Raw genomic sequence first — 14,272 nt, 5'->3', positions numbered from 1 at the left:
CCGTGTTACCGCCGGGTAGGCGATGTCTCCCGATCGAACTTACAACCCCGCCGATCCACCGCCGGCACGACGTACGAGATCGTCCGACGCAGTGCTGATCTCGGCGTCGAGCTCGGCGGTCCTCCTGCGCAGGAAGCGGTCGAGTGCGGCTGTGGCGCGGGGGATGGCCTTGCGTGATTCGGCGGCAGCCGAGACCGTCGGTAGCTCGGGCAGTGGGCCGCCGTGCCACACGCCCAGCGCGGACGCGAGTACCGGCAGAATTTGTTGGGCGGCGAGTTCGTAGCCCGCGGCCGACGGGTGAAAGCGATCCGCCGAGAACATGGTGTCGGGGGCGGCGAGAAACTCGGGGGACAGCAGGTCCGCAAGAGCCACCGGATGTCCGCCGGCGCTGAGGGTGCGGGACGTCTGCGCGTTCGCGAGGCGTCGACCCCAATTGCGGACGACGGTGCGCAGCGGCTGCGGAATGGCCGTCACGACACCGAGATCGGGGCACGTCCCTACGGCGACCACACACCCCTTGGCCGTCAACCGCTCGACCGCGTCGCCGAGTCGAGCCGCCGATGCGGGAATGGAGAACTTCTTGGTGACGTCGTTCGCGCCGACGAAGATCACTGCCGCATCGGGCGGCGGTCCGGCGACGAACATCGCATCGACCTGGCCTTCGAGGCCTTTCGAGGTGGCGCCGGCAATTGCTTTGGTACTCAAGCGGATTCGCTGCCCTGTCTCTTCGGCCAGGCCGCGGGCGAGTAGAACCCCCGGGACTTCGTCGGCAACGACGCAGCCCACTCCCGCGGCCGTGGAGTCGCCGAAGATCATCAGATGAATATCTGCTGAACTTCCCAATCGCCACCGTTCGGGGGCTGCGCAGCCCGCTGTGTAGACGCCGTCGGCCTCCGGTGGCTTGGCGGTGGTGCGCCCGATGACGCCGCGTGCCGCAGCGGCCTGCCCCATGAGATGTCGGTAGGCGGCCCAGGACGCAGTCCCTGCTCCAGAGCCCGCCAGTACCGTCGCGGCGCTCGCTTTCGCAGCGGTGCGCCATCCGCTCGCCGTCACAGATCGATCCCTCTCGTCGCGCCGTCGACACCATCGTAGGCGGGCGTCGACGGCCGTGGCCGAGAGTCGAATACCTGCATCTGGGAAGATGGTGGAATGCGCATCGCTCAGCACATCACCGAACTCATCGGCAACACCCCGTTGGTGAAGTTGTCCACCGTCATCGGCGACGGCGGCGGCACGGTCGCAGCCAAGATCGAGTACCTCAACCCGGGTGGTTCGTCCAAGGACCGCATCGCCGTGAAGATGATCGACGCGGCCGAGGCGTCCGGCGAACTGAAGCCCGGCGGAACCATCGTCGAACCCACGTCCGGCAACACCGGCGTCGGTCTCGCGCTCGTCGCACAGCAGCGTGGCTACAAGTGTGTGTTCGTGTGCCCCGACAAGGTCGGCGAGGACAAGCGCAACGTGCTGCGCGCATACGGAGCAGAGGTCGTCGTCTGCCCGACGGCTGTCGCACCCGAGGACCCCAACAGCTACTACAGCGTCTCCGATCGACTCGTTCGCGAGATCGAGGGAGCCTGGAAGCCCAACCAGTACTCCAACCCGGCCGGACCGGCCAGCCATTACGAGACCACCGGCCCCGAGATCTGGGCCGACACCGATGGCAAGATCACCCACTTTGTCGCAGGCGTCGGCACCGGCGGCACCATCTCCGGCACCGGCAAGTACCTCAAGGAGGTCTCCGGCGGCAAGGTCAAGGTCATCGGCGTCGACCCCGAGGGCTCGGTCTACTCCGGCGGCACGGGACGCCCCTACCTCGTCGAAGGTGTCGGCGAGGACTTCTGGCCGACGGCCTACGACCCGTCCATCCCGGACGAGATCATCGCCGTCTCGGATGCCGACTCCTTCGACATGACCCGTCGCCTCGCCCGCGAGGAAGGCCTGTTGGTCGGCGGCTCGTGCGGCATGGCTGCCGTTGCTGCGATCCAGGTTGCCGAGCGCGAAGGTCCCGACGCGTTGGTCGTCGTACTGCTGCCCGACGGCGGACGCGGCTACCTGGCGAAGATCTTCAACGACTCGTGGATGTCGTCGTACGGATTCCTGCGCTCACGCCTCGATGGCAAGACTCACGAGACCTCGGTGGGCGAGGTGCTACGCGGAAAGTCCGGTGCCCTGCCGGATCTGGTGCACACTCACCCGTCCGAGACCGTGCGTGACGCCATCGAAATCCTGCGCGAGTACGGCGTCTCGCAGATGCCGGTTGTCGGAGCCGAGCCACCCGTCATGGCAGGCGAGGTTGCCGGCAGCGTCACCGAGCGGGATCTGCTCAGCGCCGTGTTCGAGGGTCGCGCAGCGTTGGCCGACCCCGTCGCCAAGCACATGAGCGAGCCGTTCCCACTGATCGGTGCGGGCGAAACCGTCTCCGACGCCACCAAGGCACTCGGCGAGTCCGATGCGCTGATGGTCGTAGAAGAAGGCAAGCCCGTCGGCGTCATCACTCGCCACGACCTGCTCGGATTCCTCAGCAAGGGTGCCTAGCGGCAGTAGTGTGGTTGAGTCCCCCAGGGGGCACTCAACCACACCATTGCGTGTCAGCGCACCGCGCTCGAGCCGGTCAGCGCCTGGCCGATCACGAGTTGATGCACCTCGGATGTGCCCTCGTAGGTGAGGACGGATTCGAGGTTGTTGGCGTGGCGGAGTACCGGGTATTCGAGCGTGATTCCGTTGGCCCCCAAGATCGTTCGGCATTCGCGCGCAATTTTGATGGCCTCACGCACGTTGTTGAGCTTGCCGAGGGACACCCGCTCGCCGGGCAGTTCGCCCTTGTCCTTGAGTCGGCCCAGGTGCAGTGCGAGTAGCTGCCCCTTACCGAGTTCGAGGGCCATGTTCGCGAGCTTGGCCTGGGTGATCTGATATCCGGCGAGCGGCTTGTCGAACACTGCGCGGGTCTTCGAGTACTCGATGGCCGATTCGATGCAGTCCCGAGCTGCGCCCATCGCGCCGAAGACGATGCCGAAGCGGGCCTCGTTGAGGCAGCTCAACGGTCCGCTCAGGCCGCGGGCCTCGGGCAGCATCGCGTCGGCGGGCAGTCGTACGTCGTCGAAAACCAGCTCGCCGGTGATCGAGGCGCGCAGCGAGAGCTTCTTCTTGACCGTGTTCGCGGTGAATCCCGGTGTGTCGGTCGGTACGACGAACCCACGGATCTTGTCGTCGGTCTGCGCCCATACGACGGCGACGTCGGCGACCGGTCCGTTGGTGATCCACATCTTGCTGCCGTTGAGGATCCAGTCGTCACCGTCGCGCTTTGCGCGGGTGAGCATGCCGCCGGGGTTGGATCCGAAATCGGCTTCGGTGAGACCGAAGCAGCCGATCAGCGATCCCTCGGCCATTCCCGGGAGCCACTGCTGCTTCTGCTCCTCGGAGCCGTACTTCCAGATCGCGAACATCGCCAGCGAGCCCTGCACCGAAACCAGCGAACGGATGCCGGAGTCGATGGCTTCGAGTTCGAGGCAGGCCAGGCCGTACGCCGTGGCGGATGTACCGGCGCAGCCGTAGCCCTCGAGGTGCATGCCGAGCAGGCCGAGCGAGCCGAGTTCCTTGGCGAGCTCTCGCGCCGGCACGGTGCCCTCGTCGAACCAGTCGGCGATGTGCGGGCGGATGCGCTCGTTGCCGAACTTGCGCACGGTGTCCCGGATCTGGCGTTCCTCGTCGTCGAGGAGTGAATCGATCGCGAACAGTTCGTCGACGCTCTGGGAGTTGGCCACGGTGCCTCTTTCCGCTGGGGGTTGTCTTCGCAGGTTACCCACGCCCCCGCCGGGCGACGCAGGCCGATTAGGGTGGAGGCCATGAGTGAGCAGCGCAGCAAGGCAGACAACACGTCCTGGCAGGGCTTTTCCACCAAAGCGGTCCACGCCGGCTACGAGCCGGATCCGCTGACCGGCGCAGTGAACGTGCCGATCTATGCCAGCTCCACCTTCGCCCAGGACGGCGTCGGCGGCATGCGCAGCGGATTCGAGTACGCGCGCACCGGCAACCCGACGCGTCGGCCGCTCGAAGCCAATCTCGCGGCCATCGAGTCCGGCAGCTACGGGCGAGCGTTCTCCTCGGGTATGGCGGCGACGGATTGCCTGTTGCGTTCGGCGCTGCGTCCCGGTGACCACCTCGTCATCCCCAACGACGCCTACGGCGGCACGTACCGATTGATCGACAAGGTCTTCACACAGTGGGGCATCGAATACTCGGTGGCCGCGGTGTCGGACGTCGACGAGGTGCGCGCAGCGATGCGCCCGAACACCAAGCTGGTCTGGGTCGAGACGCCGACCAACCCGTTGCTCAATGTCGGCGACATCGAGGCGCTCTCGGGCGTCGCGCACGAGGGTGGGGCCAAGCTCGTCGTCGACAACACGTTCGCGTCGCCGTACCTGCAGCAGCCCCTGAGCCTCGGTGCCGACGTGGTGCTGCACTCGACTACCAAGTACATCGGCGGGCACTCCGATGTGGTCGGCGGCGCGTTGGTGACCGACAGCGAAGAACTCGATACGGCGTTCGCGTTCCTGCAGAACGGAGCGGGCGGAGTTCCCGGGCCGTTCGACGCGTTCCTGACCTTGCGCGGCATCAAGACCCTCGCGCTGCGGATGGAACGGCACAGCGACAATGCCGAGAAGATCGTTCAATTTCTCGAAGGACACCCGGCCATCTCCCAGGTCATCTATCCAGGACTCGAATCGCACCCGTCTCACGCGGTCGCCGCGAAGCAGATGCGACGCTTCGGTGGCATGGTCTCGGTGCGCCTGGCCGGCGGTAAGCAGGCCGCACTCGACTTCTGCGCGAAGACCGAAATCTTCACGCTCGCAGAGTCTTTGGGTGGCGTGGAATCGTTGATCGAACACCCCGGCGCAATGACCCACGCGTCGACGGCCGGTTCGTTGCTCGAAGTTCCCGACGACCTGGTGCGGCTGTCGGTCGGTATCGAGGACGGTGCCGATCTGGTCGGTGACGTCGAGCAAGCGCTGGCATGATCGTCGCACTGATCGACTCGGGCCTGGGAATGGTCCCGACTTCTGCACGGCTGCGCAGCCTGCGTCCCGAGCTCGATCTGGTGCTGATGATGGACCCCGACAACGCCCCATGGGGGCCCAAGCCGGACCGATGGGTCATCGACCGGGTGGTCGGTACCGCCCAGCAGGCCGTCGACCTCGGTGCCGAGGTGGTGGTGCTCCCGTGCAACACCGCCAGTGTGACTGCGCTGAGCCACGTGCGGGCCGCGCTCGGCGATTCCGTGCCGGTGGTGGGGACCGTACCGGCGATCAAACCTGCTGCGGCGGTAAGTGATCGGATTGCGATCTGGGCGACGGCAGCAACGACGGCAAGTGCGTACCAAGCGCGCTTGATCGAGGAGTTCGCGTCGCATCGGACGGTGACGAGTGTGGCCTGCCACGGTCTTGCCGACGCGATCGACCGCGGAGACGCGCCTGGTATCAGCGCAGCGATCACCGCTGCGGTGGCGTCCACTCCGGATGACGTCGAGTCCATCGTGATGGGGTGCACGCACTATCCGCTGGTGCTCGACGAAATCGTGGCGCAGCTGCCCACCCGGGTGACGATGTTCGACAGCGCCGAGGCCGTGGCCAACCAGACAGTACGACGCGTCGACGAGGTCGGTTCGGCTGTCTCCGGAACCGGTCGCCTGTCGGTGTGGCTCAGCGGGGTCGAGGGCGACTTGCCCGCGAGTGCGCAGCGTTACCGCGAAGGACAGCTCCTGCTCGACGGCGCAGGCGCACGCCGATTCTGAGTCGCCGGGAATGCGAGACCGTCCTACGCGTTGTCTTTCACTGAGGTAACAATCGCTGCAGTGGAGGGACAACACATGGTCGACATGGAAACGCGGGGGAGTACCGGAAGGGCTGCGGTGAGGATGCCGCACCGGTACGCCTTCTGGGTGGTCGGTGTCGCCTTCATCGTGCTGATGGCGTCCTCGGCAGCACCGTCACCGTTGTACCCGGTCTACCAGCAGTCCTGGGGATTCAGCGCGATCACGCTCACGGTCATCTTCGCCGTCTACGCGGTCGCACTGTTGTCGACGTTGCTCACCATCGGCAGCCTGTCGGATCACATCGGACGCAAGCCGATTCTGATTGCGTCGCTGCTGTTGCTGGTTGTCAGCCTGGTGCTGTTCATCGTTGCCGACAGCGTGCCGCTCCTCATCGCGGCACGCATCGTGCAGGGAATAGCAGCAGGCGCGGCCACGGGGGCGATGAGCGCGGCGGTCATCGATCTGCAGCCGAACGTATCCACCGGGCCGTTGCTCAACAGCATCGCGCCCTCCCTTGGGATGGCGGGCGGTGCACTCGGTGCCGGGCTGCTGGTGCAACTGGCACCTGCGCCCGACATCCTCGTGTTCGCGCTGTTGATCGCCGCGGCGCTCGTACTCGCAGTGGCGCTGCTGTTCGTGCCGGAGACGTCGGCGATGCGCGGCTTCGATTCCCGACGCCACCTCGCGTCGACGTTGCTGCCGCGAGCGTCGATTCCGAAGTCCGTGAGAGCACCGTTCTTACTCATCGCTCCCGGTCTCTTCGCGACCTGGTCACTCGGCGGGTTTCACCTTTCGCTCGGTCCGTCGATCATCGGCACAGTGTTCGGCGTCGACAACCACATCGTCGGTGGACTCGAGATCTTCGCGCTGTTCGCCTCGGGAGCAGTGGCAGCTGCCGTGGTGCGCAACGGATTTCCCCGCTCGGTGATGATGATCGGGGCCACGGTGCTGGCGGCCGGCGTCGCACTCACTCTGGTTTCGGTACAGATCGGCTCGATCGTGTTGTATTTCGTCGGGGCCGTGATTGCCGGGTCGGGTTGGGGAGCAACTTTTCTCGGCGCGATGCGCACGCTCGGCGCGCTGGTCCCCGCAGCGGAGCGAGGCGGAGTGTTCGCCACGACCTTCGTCATGAGCTATCTCGCGTTCAGCCTGCCGGCGGTGGTCGCAGGACTGGCCGTCCACCGGTTGGGGCTCAGCACGACGGTGGAACTGTACGGAGGATTCGTCATCACGCTCGCGCTGATCTCGGTTCTCGGGTTTTCCATGGCTCAGCGTCGAGATCGCTAGTGCAGCAATCTCGGTGGAGTGACCCCTACCGAGGATGAGCGGGGAGCCCTACCCGATCGGGTAGTTCGGTGCGTCGTTGGCAGAGTTCGCCCGGCGGGGTGTTCCCATTGCGGTGCCGGGCGGTCAGTGTGGTCACCAGTGAGACGCCGATCACAGAGGCAGGCGTCTTCGACTCACACTCACCGAGGAGACACCGATGGTTATCGAGCTCAATCAGATCTGGGAATTTCCCATCAAGGAGTTTCACCCGCTGCCGCGCGCCAAGCTGGGAGTCGGTGCCCACGACATGATCGGTGTCGAGGCCAAGGAGCTCGGGTTCAAGCGCTCGCTACTCGTGACGACCGGTCTGCGTGGATCGGGCATCATCGAGGAACTGATCGGCAAGATCGAGTACCAGGGCGTCGAGGTGGTCCTCTACGACAAGGTCGAGTCCAACCCCAAGGACTACAACGTCATGGACGGTGCCGCGCTCTACCAGAAGGAGAAGTGCGACAGCGTCATCTCCGTCGGTGGTGGCTCGAGCCACGACGCAGCAAAGGGCATCCGCGTCGTTGTTGCCCATGACGGCCGCAACATCAACGAGTTCGAGGGCTTCTCCAAGTCGACGAACAAGCAGAACCCGCCGCACATCGCTGTATCGACCACTGCCGGAACAGGTTCGGAAACGTCCTGGGCCTACGTCATCACCGATACCTCGGACATGGAGAAGCCGCACAAGTGGCTCGCCTTCGACGAGGCGTCGACACCGACTCTGGCACTGGACGATCCGCTGCTCTACTACACCTGCCCCCAGCAGTGGACCGCGTTCTGTGGCTTCGACGTTCTTGCCCACGGTGCCGAGCCGTACGTCTCGCGTCTCGATTTCGCGCCGTCGCTGGGTAACGCGATCTACTCGATCGGCCTGGTGTCCAAGCATCTTCGCGAGGCCGTGTACGACCCGGGCAATCTGAAGGCTCGCGAGGGCATGATGAACGCCCAGTACATCGCCACGCAGGCGTTCAACTCCGGCGGACTCGGTGTCATCCACTCGATTTCCCATGCGATCAGTGCGTTCTACGACAGCGCTCACGGCCTCAACAACGCCATCGCATTGCCGCGCGTGTGGGAATACAACCTGCCCTCACGCTACGAGCGCTATGCGGAGATCGCCGTCGCCATGGGTGTCGACACAAAGAACATGACGACCGTCCAGGCGGCCGACGCGGCCGTCGAAGCTGCCATCAGGCTCGCGAAGGACGTCGGCATTCCCGACAACTTCGGATCGATCCGTTCCGCGACCTACGACAAGAACCGGATGAACACCGGCAAGTACGCAGGCAAGGGTGACGTGATCAAGGGCGACGAGAAGTCGGTTCTGAAGATCTCCGAGCACATCCAGGAAGACTGGTGCACCCCGGGCAACCCCCGTCAGGTCACCGTCGAGTCGATGATTCCCGTCGTCTCGCACGCGATCAACGAGTCGTACTGATGCTGCGCAGTGGTGCGGTTATGTGCCTCAGGCGGCGCATAACCGCACCACTGCGGCTCCACCGCACTACGAAGGGAAACACATGACCTCGCTGTCGACAGTGCGTAGCGACGACACCGGCACCGTTCGATTCACCGACGCCGCCGATCTGCAGCGCGCACTCGGGGAGCAGGACTACATCGCCGACGACGACCTCGCCACCGTGGTGCATCTGGCGACAGCGCTCGATCGCCCGCTTCTGCTCGAAGGCCCTGCGGGCGTGGGCAAGACGGAGCTGGCGAAATCCCTGGCTGCGGCGAGTGGTCGGAAGCTCGTGAGGTTGCAGTGCTACGAGGGTCTCGACGACAACCGGGCGCTGTACGAGTGGGATTACGCCAAACAGCTCCTGCACGTGCAGATGCTGCGCGAACACATCGGCGCGCTCACCCAGCACGTCACCGACATCGACGACGCCTCGAAGATGCTTGCGGCCAAAGACTTCGGTTTGTACTCCGAACCGTTCCTGTCGGTGCGTCCCCTACTGGAATCGGTTCTGTCCGAGGAGCCGGTGGTTCTGCTCGTCGACGAGGTCGATCGCACCGAGGAGTCGATGGAGGCGTTGCTGCTCGAAGTTCTTGCCGAGAAGCAGGTGACCATTCCCGAGGTCGGCACGTTCACCGCACGCAGCGATCCGTGGGTGATATTGACCTCCAACGACACTCGTGAGTTGTCCTCGGCCCTCAAGCGGCGCTGCCTGCACTTCCACCTCGACTACCCGACCGCGGCGCGCGAACGAGAGATCGTCACCGCTCGCGCTCCCGAGGTGCCCGCACACATCGTGTCCGAGATCGTCGCACTGGCGACGGAATTGCGTGAGCTACCGCTACGCAAGAGCCCGTCGATCTCGGAAGTGATCGACGCGGCTCGTATCGCGTCGGTCCTCGGCCACACCGACGAGACGCGCAAGTACCTGCTCGCTGCGCTGGTCAAATACTCGTCGGACATGAAGATCGCGCTGGCCGGACCGGTAGCAGAAAAGCCCTCTGCAGCAACATCACTCGGAACGGTCGTCAACACGACCGCGACGGCCTTCCGAGGGCACGGTGGACGCGACAAGGGCGGCATCGGAATACGACGATGACCGGGCACCAACCGTTCTCGGTATCGGTGGTGCTCGATGTGTTGGCAGCGGTCTTCGGGCGGACGCTCAGGCGCTTCGGAGTGGCGGCGTCGCCGGCCGAGGTCATCGAGGTACGGCGTGTCCTCGGTCTTCTCGGGGCCCGTGATCTGACGGTTCTGCGAGCGGCTCTACGCGCGACGTGTGCGAAGTACGACCATGAACAGCATGGCTTCGATCTCGCGTTCGAGTCGATGTTTCGGGACACGGCAGAAAGCGTTGTGGACGAGCATCGTTCGTCGGTCGGCGCGCAAGTGGCCGGCGGACTTCCCACGGACCTGGACGTGGGAGCGGACCAAGAGGCGGCGAAGTACGCCGAGTACAACGAGCGTGCCGTCGAGATCGGCGATCTGCTGGACGCTCCCGAGGCGGACAAGGGTTTCAACCCGCACAAGGACGACGACGACATCAGTCTGTCGTCCGAGGATCACGATCTGTCCATCGACACCGACGGCGACATGGGCCGACGGGGCGTCACCTACACAGTGGACCTCGAGCGTTCCGGGTCGACGGCGGCCGGGGAGTTGGCGTCGAGCACGAGTGGAGCCGTTGCAGGACAGCTGAACTGGGAGGATCCGGCCGGAATCCTGGCCTGGTTCGACGCGTACGATCCGAGCAGCGTCTACGGTGACGGCGGCGATTCCGGCGAGCTGAGTGCCGCAATGTTGGATCGGATCACCGATGCCGTCGAGGCATTCGTTGCGGCGCTGGGGGATGTGACCGGGACGATGTCGTCGCCGGTGCCGGTCGACGGTGCGGTGCAGGCGATCGGCCGGCATGCCGAGATCGAGCGTGCGAGCCACGAGGTGTTGCGGCACATGCGGGGTACTCCGCGCCCGCGGCCACGCGAGCATTCACGTGGACCGCTCGACATGCGACGCACCGTCCGGTCGAGTCTGCGTACCGACGGTATCCCTTTCCGTCTGGTCACGAAAACGCCTGTACCCGACAAGGTCCGACTGCTCGTACTGGCTGATGTTTCGCTCTCGGTGCGGCCGATCACCGCATTCACGCTCAGACTTGCGCAAGCCATGCATTCGCACGCGCACCGGTGCACGGTGATGGGATTCGTGGACTCGCCGGTGGACGTGACGACCACCTTGCTCGGTAGCACCGGCGATGGTGCACTGGCTGCGGTACTCGCGGATGCCCGACTGGACCTCGAAGCCAGCAGCGATTACGGCAAGACCTTCACCGATCTTCTCGACTCGCACGGGGATGTACTGAACAAGCGCACTGCTGTGATCATCGTGGGGGACGGCCGGTGCAACGGACGGCCGTCCGGACTCGACGCGTTGGAGAAGGTTCGGTCCAAGGTGCACCGCATCGCGTGGATCACCCCCGAGGCCCGCCGTTACTGGGCGCAGGCCGCGTGCTCGATGGAGGACTACGAGCAGATCTGCGACCGGGTTGTGGTCGCGCGGGACGGGGAGCAGTTGACGGCGCAGGCGGCCGAACTGGGGCATGCGCTGTCCTGACCTGATCGCACCGGTACCTACCCGATCGGGTAGGTACGAACCTGGCCCGGCGCTGGTGGGATCGCACCAGTCACGCTCGTAAGGTTGTAACCTGAATCACAGGTCTGGATAGTGTGGGCCGAAGACAGCGAGGGTGTGAACGGTGGACCAGGCAGCTACGGCGAACGTCGGTAAGGCGCTGCACGACCTCGATGCGCAGCGCAGCAGAGCCGAGACACCACGAGTCCTCAAGTTCCATGCGCCCGAGATCGTGTTCGGTCCGGATTCGCTGGGCGAGGTAGCGCACGCGACGCGCCGCCTGGGTGGGGTACGGCCGATGCTCGTCACGGACTCGGGGTTGATCGACAGTGGCTGGGCAGGGCAGCTGGTCGACCTACTGGTTGCGCAGGGACTGGAGCCCCAGATCTGGAGTGCGTTGACACCCAATCCCAAGGATGTCGAGATCGAGGCCGGGCACGGTTACTACGCAGACTTCGGCTGTGACGTGTTGGTGGCCATCGGCGGAGGATCGGTCATGGATGCGGCCAAGGGGATTGCCGTCCTTGCGGGCAACGGCGGCAGAATTCTCGACTACGAGGGCGTCGATCAGGCCACTCGACCGATCCCGCCGCTGGTGATGGTGCCGACGACATCCGGCACCGGAGCCGACGTCTCGCAGTTCTGCATCGTCACCGACACTGCACGCTCTACCAAGATCACCATCCTCGGCCGGGCGCTCGTTCCGGACATCACCGTGATCGATCCGATGTTGCTGACCACGATGCCCGAATGGCTCAACGCTGCAACCGGTTTGGATGCGCTGACGCACGGAATCGAGGCATTCGTCTCGCTGGGCCACAACCAGCTCACCGATCACCATGCCCTACGCGCCATCACCATGGTGATGTCACAGTTGGCTCGCACCATCGACGAGCCCACCGACATGGTTGCGCGCGGATCGATGGCCCAGGCGAGTCTGGAAGCGGGACTGGCCTTCACCAACGCGATCCTCGGTGCAACGCACGCAATGAGCCACCAGGTTGGCGGCCTGCTCGACCTCCCGCACGGCGTGATCAACGGGGTGCTGCTACCGCACGTCATTCGCTTCAACGCTGCGGAGGATCCGTTGCCGTACGTGGCCATCGCGACGAGCCTCGGACTGCCCGAGGGTAGAGCCAGGCCGGAGGAGGCGGCGATGGCCGTGGCCGATCGGGTCGACCGCCTCGCGCGTCAGGTCGGTGTTCCTACCGGCCTGGCCGAGATCGGCGTCAGCGAGTCCGATCTCGATGTGTTGGCCACCAATGCCTTACGTGATGCCTGCATGTCCACCAACCCGCGTTCGGCGACGCACCGCGAGATGGTCGAACTGTTCCGGAGTGCGCTGTGACGTCCGGACCCGACCTCTCGTTGCTGACGGGGCTGCGTTCGGGCAAGAACACGTTCTACCCCCAGTATCGCGGCGCCGCAGAACGTCTGGAACGTGTTGTCTACGCACTGGAACTCATCTCACGGGCACTGGTGCGCACCGTCGACGGTCCGGAAACATTGGTGTGCGCTGTGGCCGAGGCCGCTCGCGCGCACCTGAGTGCACGCTGGGTCGTCTTCGCCCTCGCCGATGGTGCGTTCCCGGACGCCGGTCCTCGTCGATTGGTGCTCGGACCCGACGCCACACCGTTTCTGGTCGACAACGTCGAAGGGCCACCGTTGCCGGACGACGTCGTCGACTGCCTCGAGTCGATCCGACAGTCGACGTGCGGCGACGGGCTGACTCCGGTGATCTCCGCTCATCACGCCTTCGTACCGATCGCGTACGACGGAGGTGTCGTGGGCGCTTTTGCAGCGTGGACCGGTGAGCAACGCGTGCTGGACGCCACCGACGCCGCGGTGCTCAGCATCCTTGCCAGCCAAACTGCAGTGGCCCTGCAGAATTCGGCTCTCTTCCAGAGCCGAAGACAACTCCTCGAGCGAACCGAGAGTGCCTACGCCGAGGCCAATCGAACGGCAGCCGACCTCGCAGCCCGTAATGCCGAACTGCTGCTGACGCAAAGACAACTGGGTGCCGCGCATCGGCATCAGGTGCTCGACGACGAACGGCATCGCATCGCTCGCGAATTGCACGACAGCGTCACTCAGGCCGTGCTGTCCGCGGGGATGCAGATCGAAGTGTGTCGAAGTGACATCTCGGCCGAAGAACGTAGTGACAGGCTGGATTTGGCCAAGGACCTGACGCGTCGGGCGGTGGACCAGCTGCGGTCGGCAATCTACGCCCTCAATCACCCACAGGACGCCGACCGTACGTCGCTTCCCGAAATGCTCGAACAGCTCTCCGTGGTTCACATGCCCGACGAGTTACAGGTCTCGCTGCGTGTGGAGGGAACTCCAGTCGAATTGAGCAGCGAGTGCGAGCACGCTTTGCTTCGCATTGCAGGCGAAGCATTGTTCAACACCGCGGTGCACGCGCATGCCTCGCGAGCAATTCTGCGTTTGACCTATTCGCTCGATCAGGTGCAACTGTCGATTGCCGACGACGGCGACGGCGATCCGGCTCACTTGCGCATGATGCTGCACATGGCCGAATCTACCGACGTCGACGGCCGTCACCGCGGATTGGCGAACATGGCGGCCCGCACCCGCGAACACGGCGGGGTCCTCGAGATCCGCCGCGCCCGAACTGGGGGACTGCGTGTGGCGGTGCGTATTCCACTTCGAGAACAATCCGAGAAGGGCGAAACACAGTGAGCGTTCCGACGGTTCACACAGGCGCAGGGCAGGTGGCGGCACCCACTGTCCGCATCGTTCTGGTCGACGACCACGCGATTCTGCGCGACGGCCTGCGTTCGGTGCTCGAACGCGAGTCGGATCTGACGATCGTGGGGGAGGCGTCCACCCGGGAAGAGGGTTTGGCCGTCGTCGCGCGGGTCGAGCCCGACATCGTGTTGATGGATCTCAAGCTCTCGGCCAGCTCGGACTACGAGGGGCTTGCGCTGTGTGCACAGCTGGCCAAGGCGCACAACGGAATCGGGCTGCTGGTGCTGACGATGTTCCTCGACGACCGGCTCGTGGTGGAGGCCGTGCACGCAGGTGCCCGAGGGTAC

12 protein-coding genes are annotated in these 14,272 nt (G+C 65.0%); 10 read left to right on the top strand and 2 right to left on the bottom strand.

Going from position 1 to position 14,272, the window contains the following annotated elements:
• Positions 1 to 39 precede the first annotated feature (39 nt).
• Positions 40 to 1,053 carry an SGNH/GDSL hydrolase family protein gene (locus O4220_RS25700; RefSeq protein ID WP_269608381.1) on the bottom strand — a complete coding sequence of 338 codons (1,014 nt, stop codon included), beginning with the start codon at positions 1,051 to 1,053 and terminating at the stop codon, positions 40 to 42.
• A gap of 96 nt (positions 1,054 to 1,149) precedes the next feature.
• On the opposite strand from O4220_RS25700, the gene O4220_RS25695 reads away from it, so the two are divergent.
• Entirely contained in the window at positions 1,150 to 2,535 is a 1,386-nt protein-coding gene (locus O4220_RS25695; protein WP_269608380.1) for a cystathionine beta-synthase, read from the top strand.
• A gap of 53 nt (positions 2,536 to 2,588) precedes the next feature.
• On the opposite strand, the gene O4220_RS25690 is transcribed toward O4220_RS25695, so the two are convergent.
• A complete protein-coding gene (locus tag O4220_RS25690) occupies positions 2,589 to 3,761 on the bottom strand; it encodes an acyl-CoA dehydrogenase family protein (protein WP_037176497.1) in 1,173 nt (390 codons plus the stop codon).
• An 81-nt stretch (positions 3,762 to 3,842) separates the two neighbouring features.
• On the opposite strand from O4220_RS25690, the gene O4220_RS25685 reads away from it, so the two are divergent.
• The 9 genes from O4220_RS25685 to O4220_RS25645 all read left to right on the top strand — a co-directional run.
• A complete protein-coding gene (locus O4220_RS25685; RefSeq protein ID WP_269608379.1) occupies positions 3,843 to 5,015 on the top strand; it encodes a cystathionine gamma-synthase in 1,173 nt (390 codons plus the stop codon).
• Positions 5,012 to 5,788 carry a glutamate racemase gene (locus O4220_RS25680; protein ID WP_269608378.1) on the top strand — a complete coding sequence of 259 codons (777 nt, stop codon included), beginning with the start codon at positions 5,012 to 5,014 and terminating at the stop codon, positions 5,786 to 5,788. Before O4220_RS25685 ends, O4220_RS25680 begins: the two co-directional genes overlap by 4 nt.
• A 75-nt stretch (positions 5,789 to 5,863) precedes the next feature.
• Positions 5,864 to 7,096 (top strand): MFS transporter, encoded by a 1,233-nt coding sequence (locus O4220_RS25675; protein WP_269608377.1) that lies wholly within the window; start codon positions 5,864 to 5,866, stop codon positions 7,094 to 7,096.
• 196 nt (positions 7,097 to 7,292) lie between these two features.
• A complete protein-coding gene (gene mdo / locus O4220_RS25670) occupies positions 7,293 to 8,564 on the top strand; it encodes an NDMA-dependent methanol dehydrogenase (RefSeq protein WP_269608375.1) in 1,272 nt (423 codons plus the stop codon).
• An 82-nt stretch (positions 8,565 to 8,646) separates the two neighbouring features.
• Entirely contained in the window at positions 8,647 to 9,684 is a 1,038-nt protein-coding gene (locus tag O4220_RS25665) for a MadB family AAA-type ATPase (protein WP_269608374.1), read from the top strand.
• Positions 9,681 to 11,198 (top strand): MadC family VWA domain-containing protein, encoded by a 1,518-nt coding sequence (gene madC / locus O4220_RS25660; RefSeq protein ID WP_269608373.1) that lies wholly within the window; start codon positions 9,681 to 9,683, stop codon positions 11,196 to 11,198. The genes O4220_RS25665 and madC overlap by 4 nt, the downstream gene beginning before the upstream one ends.
• Before the next feature lie 178 nt (positions 11,199 to 11,376).
• Positions 11,377 to 12,564, top strand: a complete 1,188-nt coding sequence (locus O4220_RS25655; protein WP_269608440.1) for an iron-containing alcohol dehydrogenase — start codon at positions 11,377 to 11,379, stop codon at positions 12,562 to 12,564.
• On the top strand, positions 12,561 to 13,916 hold the full coding sequence (locus O4220_RS25650; protein WP_269608372.1) for a MadS family sensor histidine kinase: 1,356 nt from the start codon (positions 12,561 to 12,563) through the stop codon (positions 13,914 to 13,916). The genes O4220_RS25655 and O4220_RS25650 overlap by 4 nt, the downstream gene beginning before the upstream one ends.
• Positions 13,913 to 14,272: response regulator (locus tag O4220_RS25645; protein WP_269608371.1), on the top strand; the 360-nt coding region annotated here is incomplete at its 3' end. The genes O4220_RS25650 and O4220_RS25645, both read left to right, overlap by 4 nt.

This window comes from Rhodococcus ruber (assembly GCF_027270735.1).
Taxonomy (GTDB): Bacteria; Actinomycetota; Actinomycetes; order Mycobacteriales; family Mycobacteriaceae; genus Rhodococcoides; species Rhodococcoides rubrum_A.
Note: the sequence above shows the minus strand (reverse complement) of the source record. Positions and strands in the feature narration are given on the sequence as shown.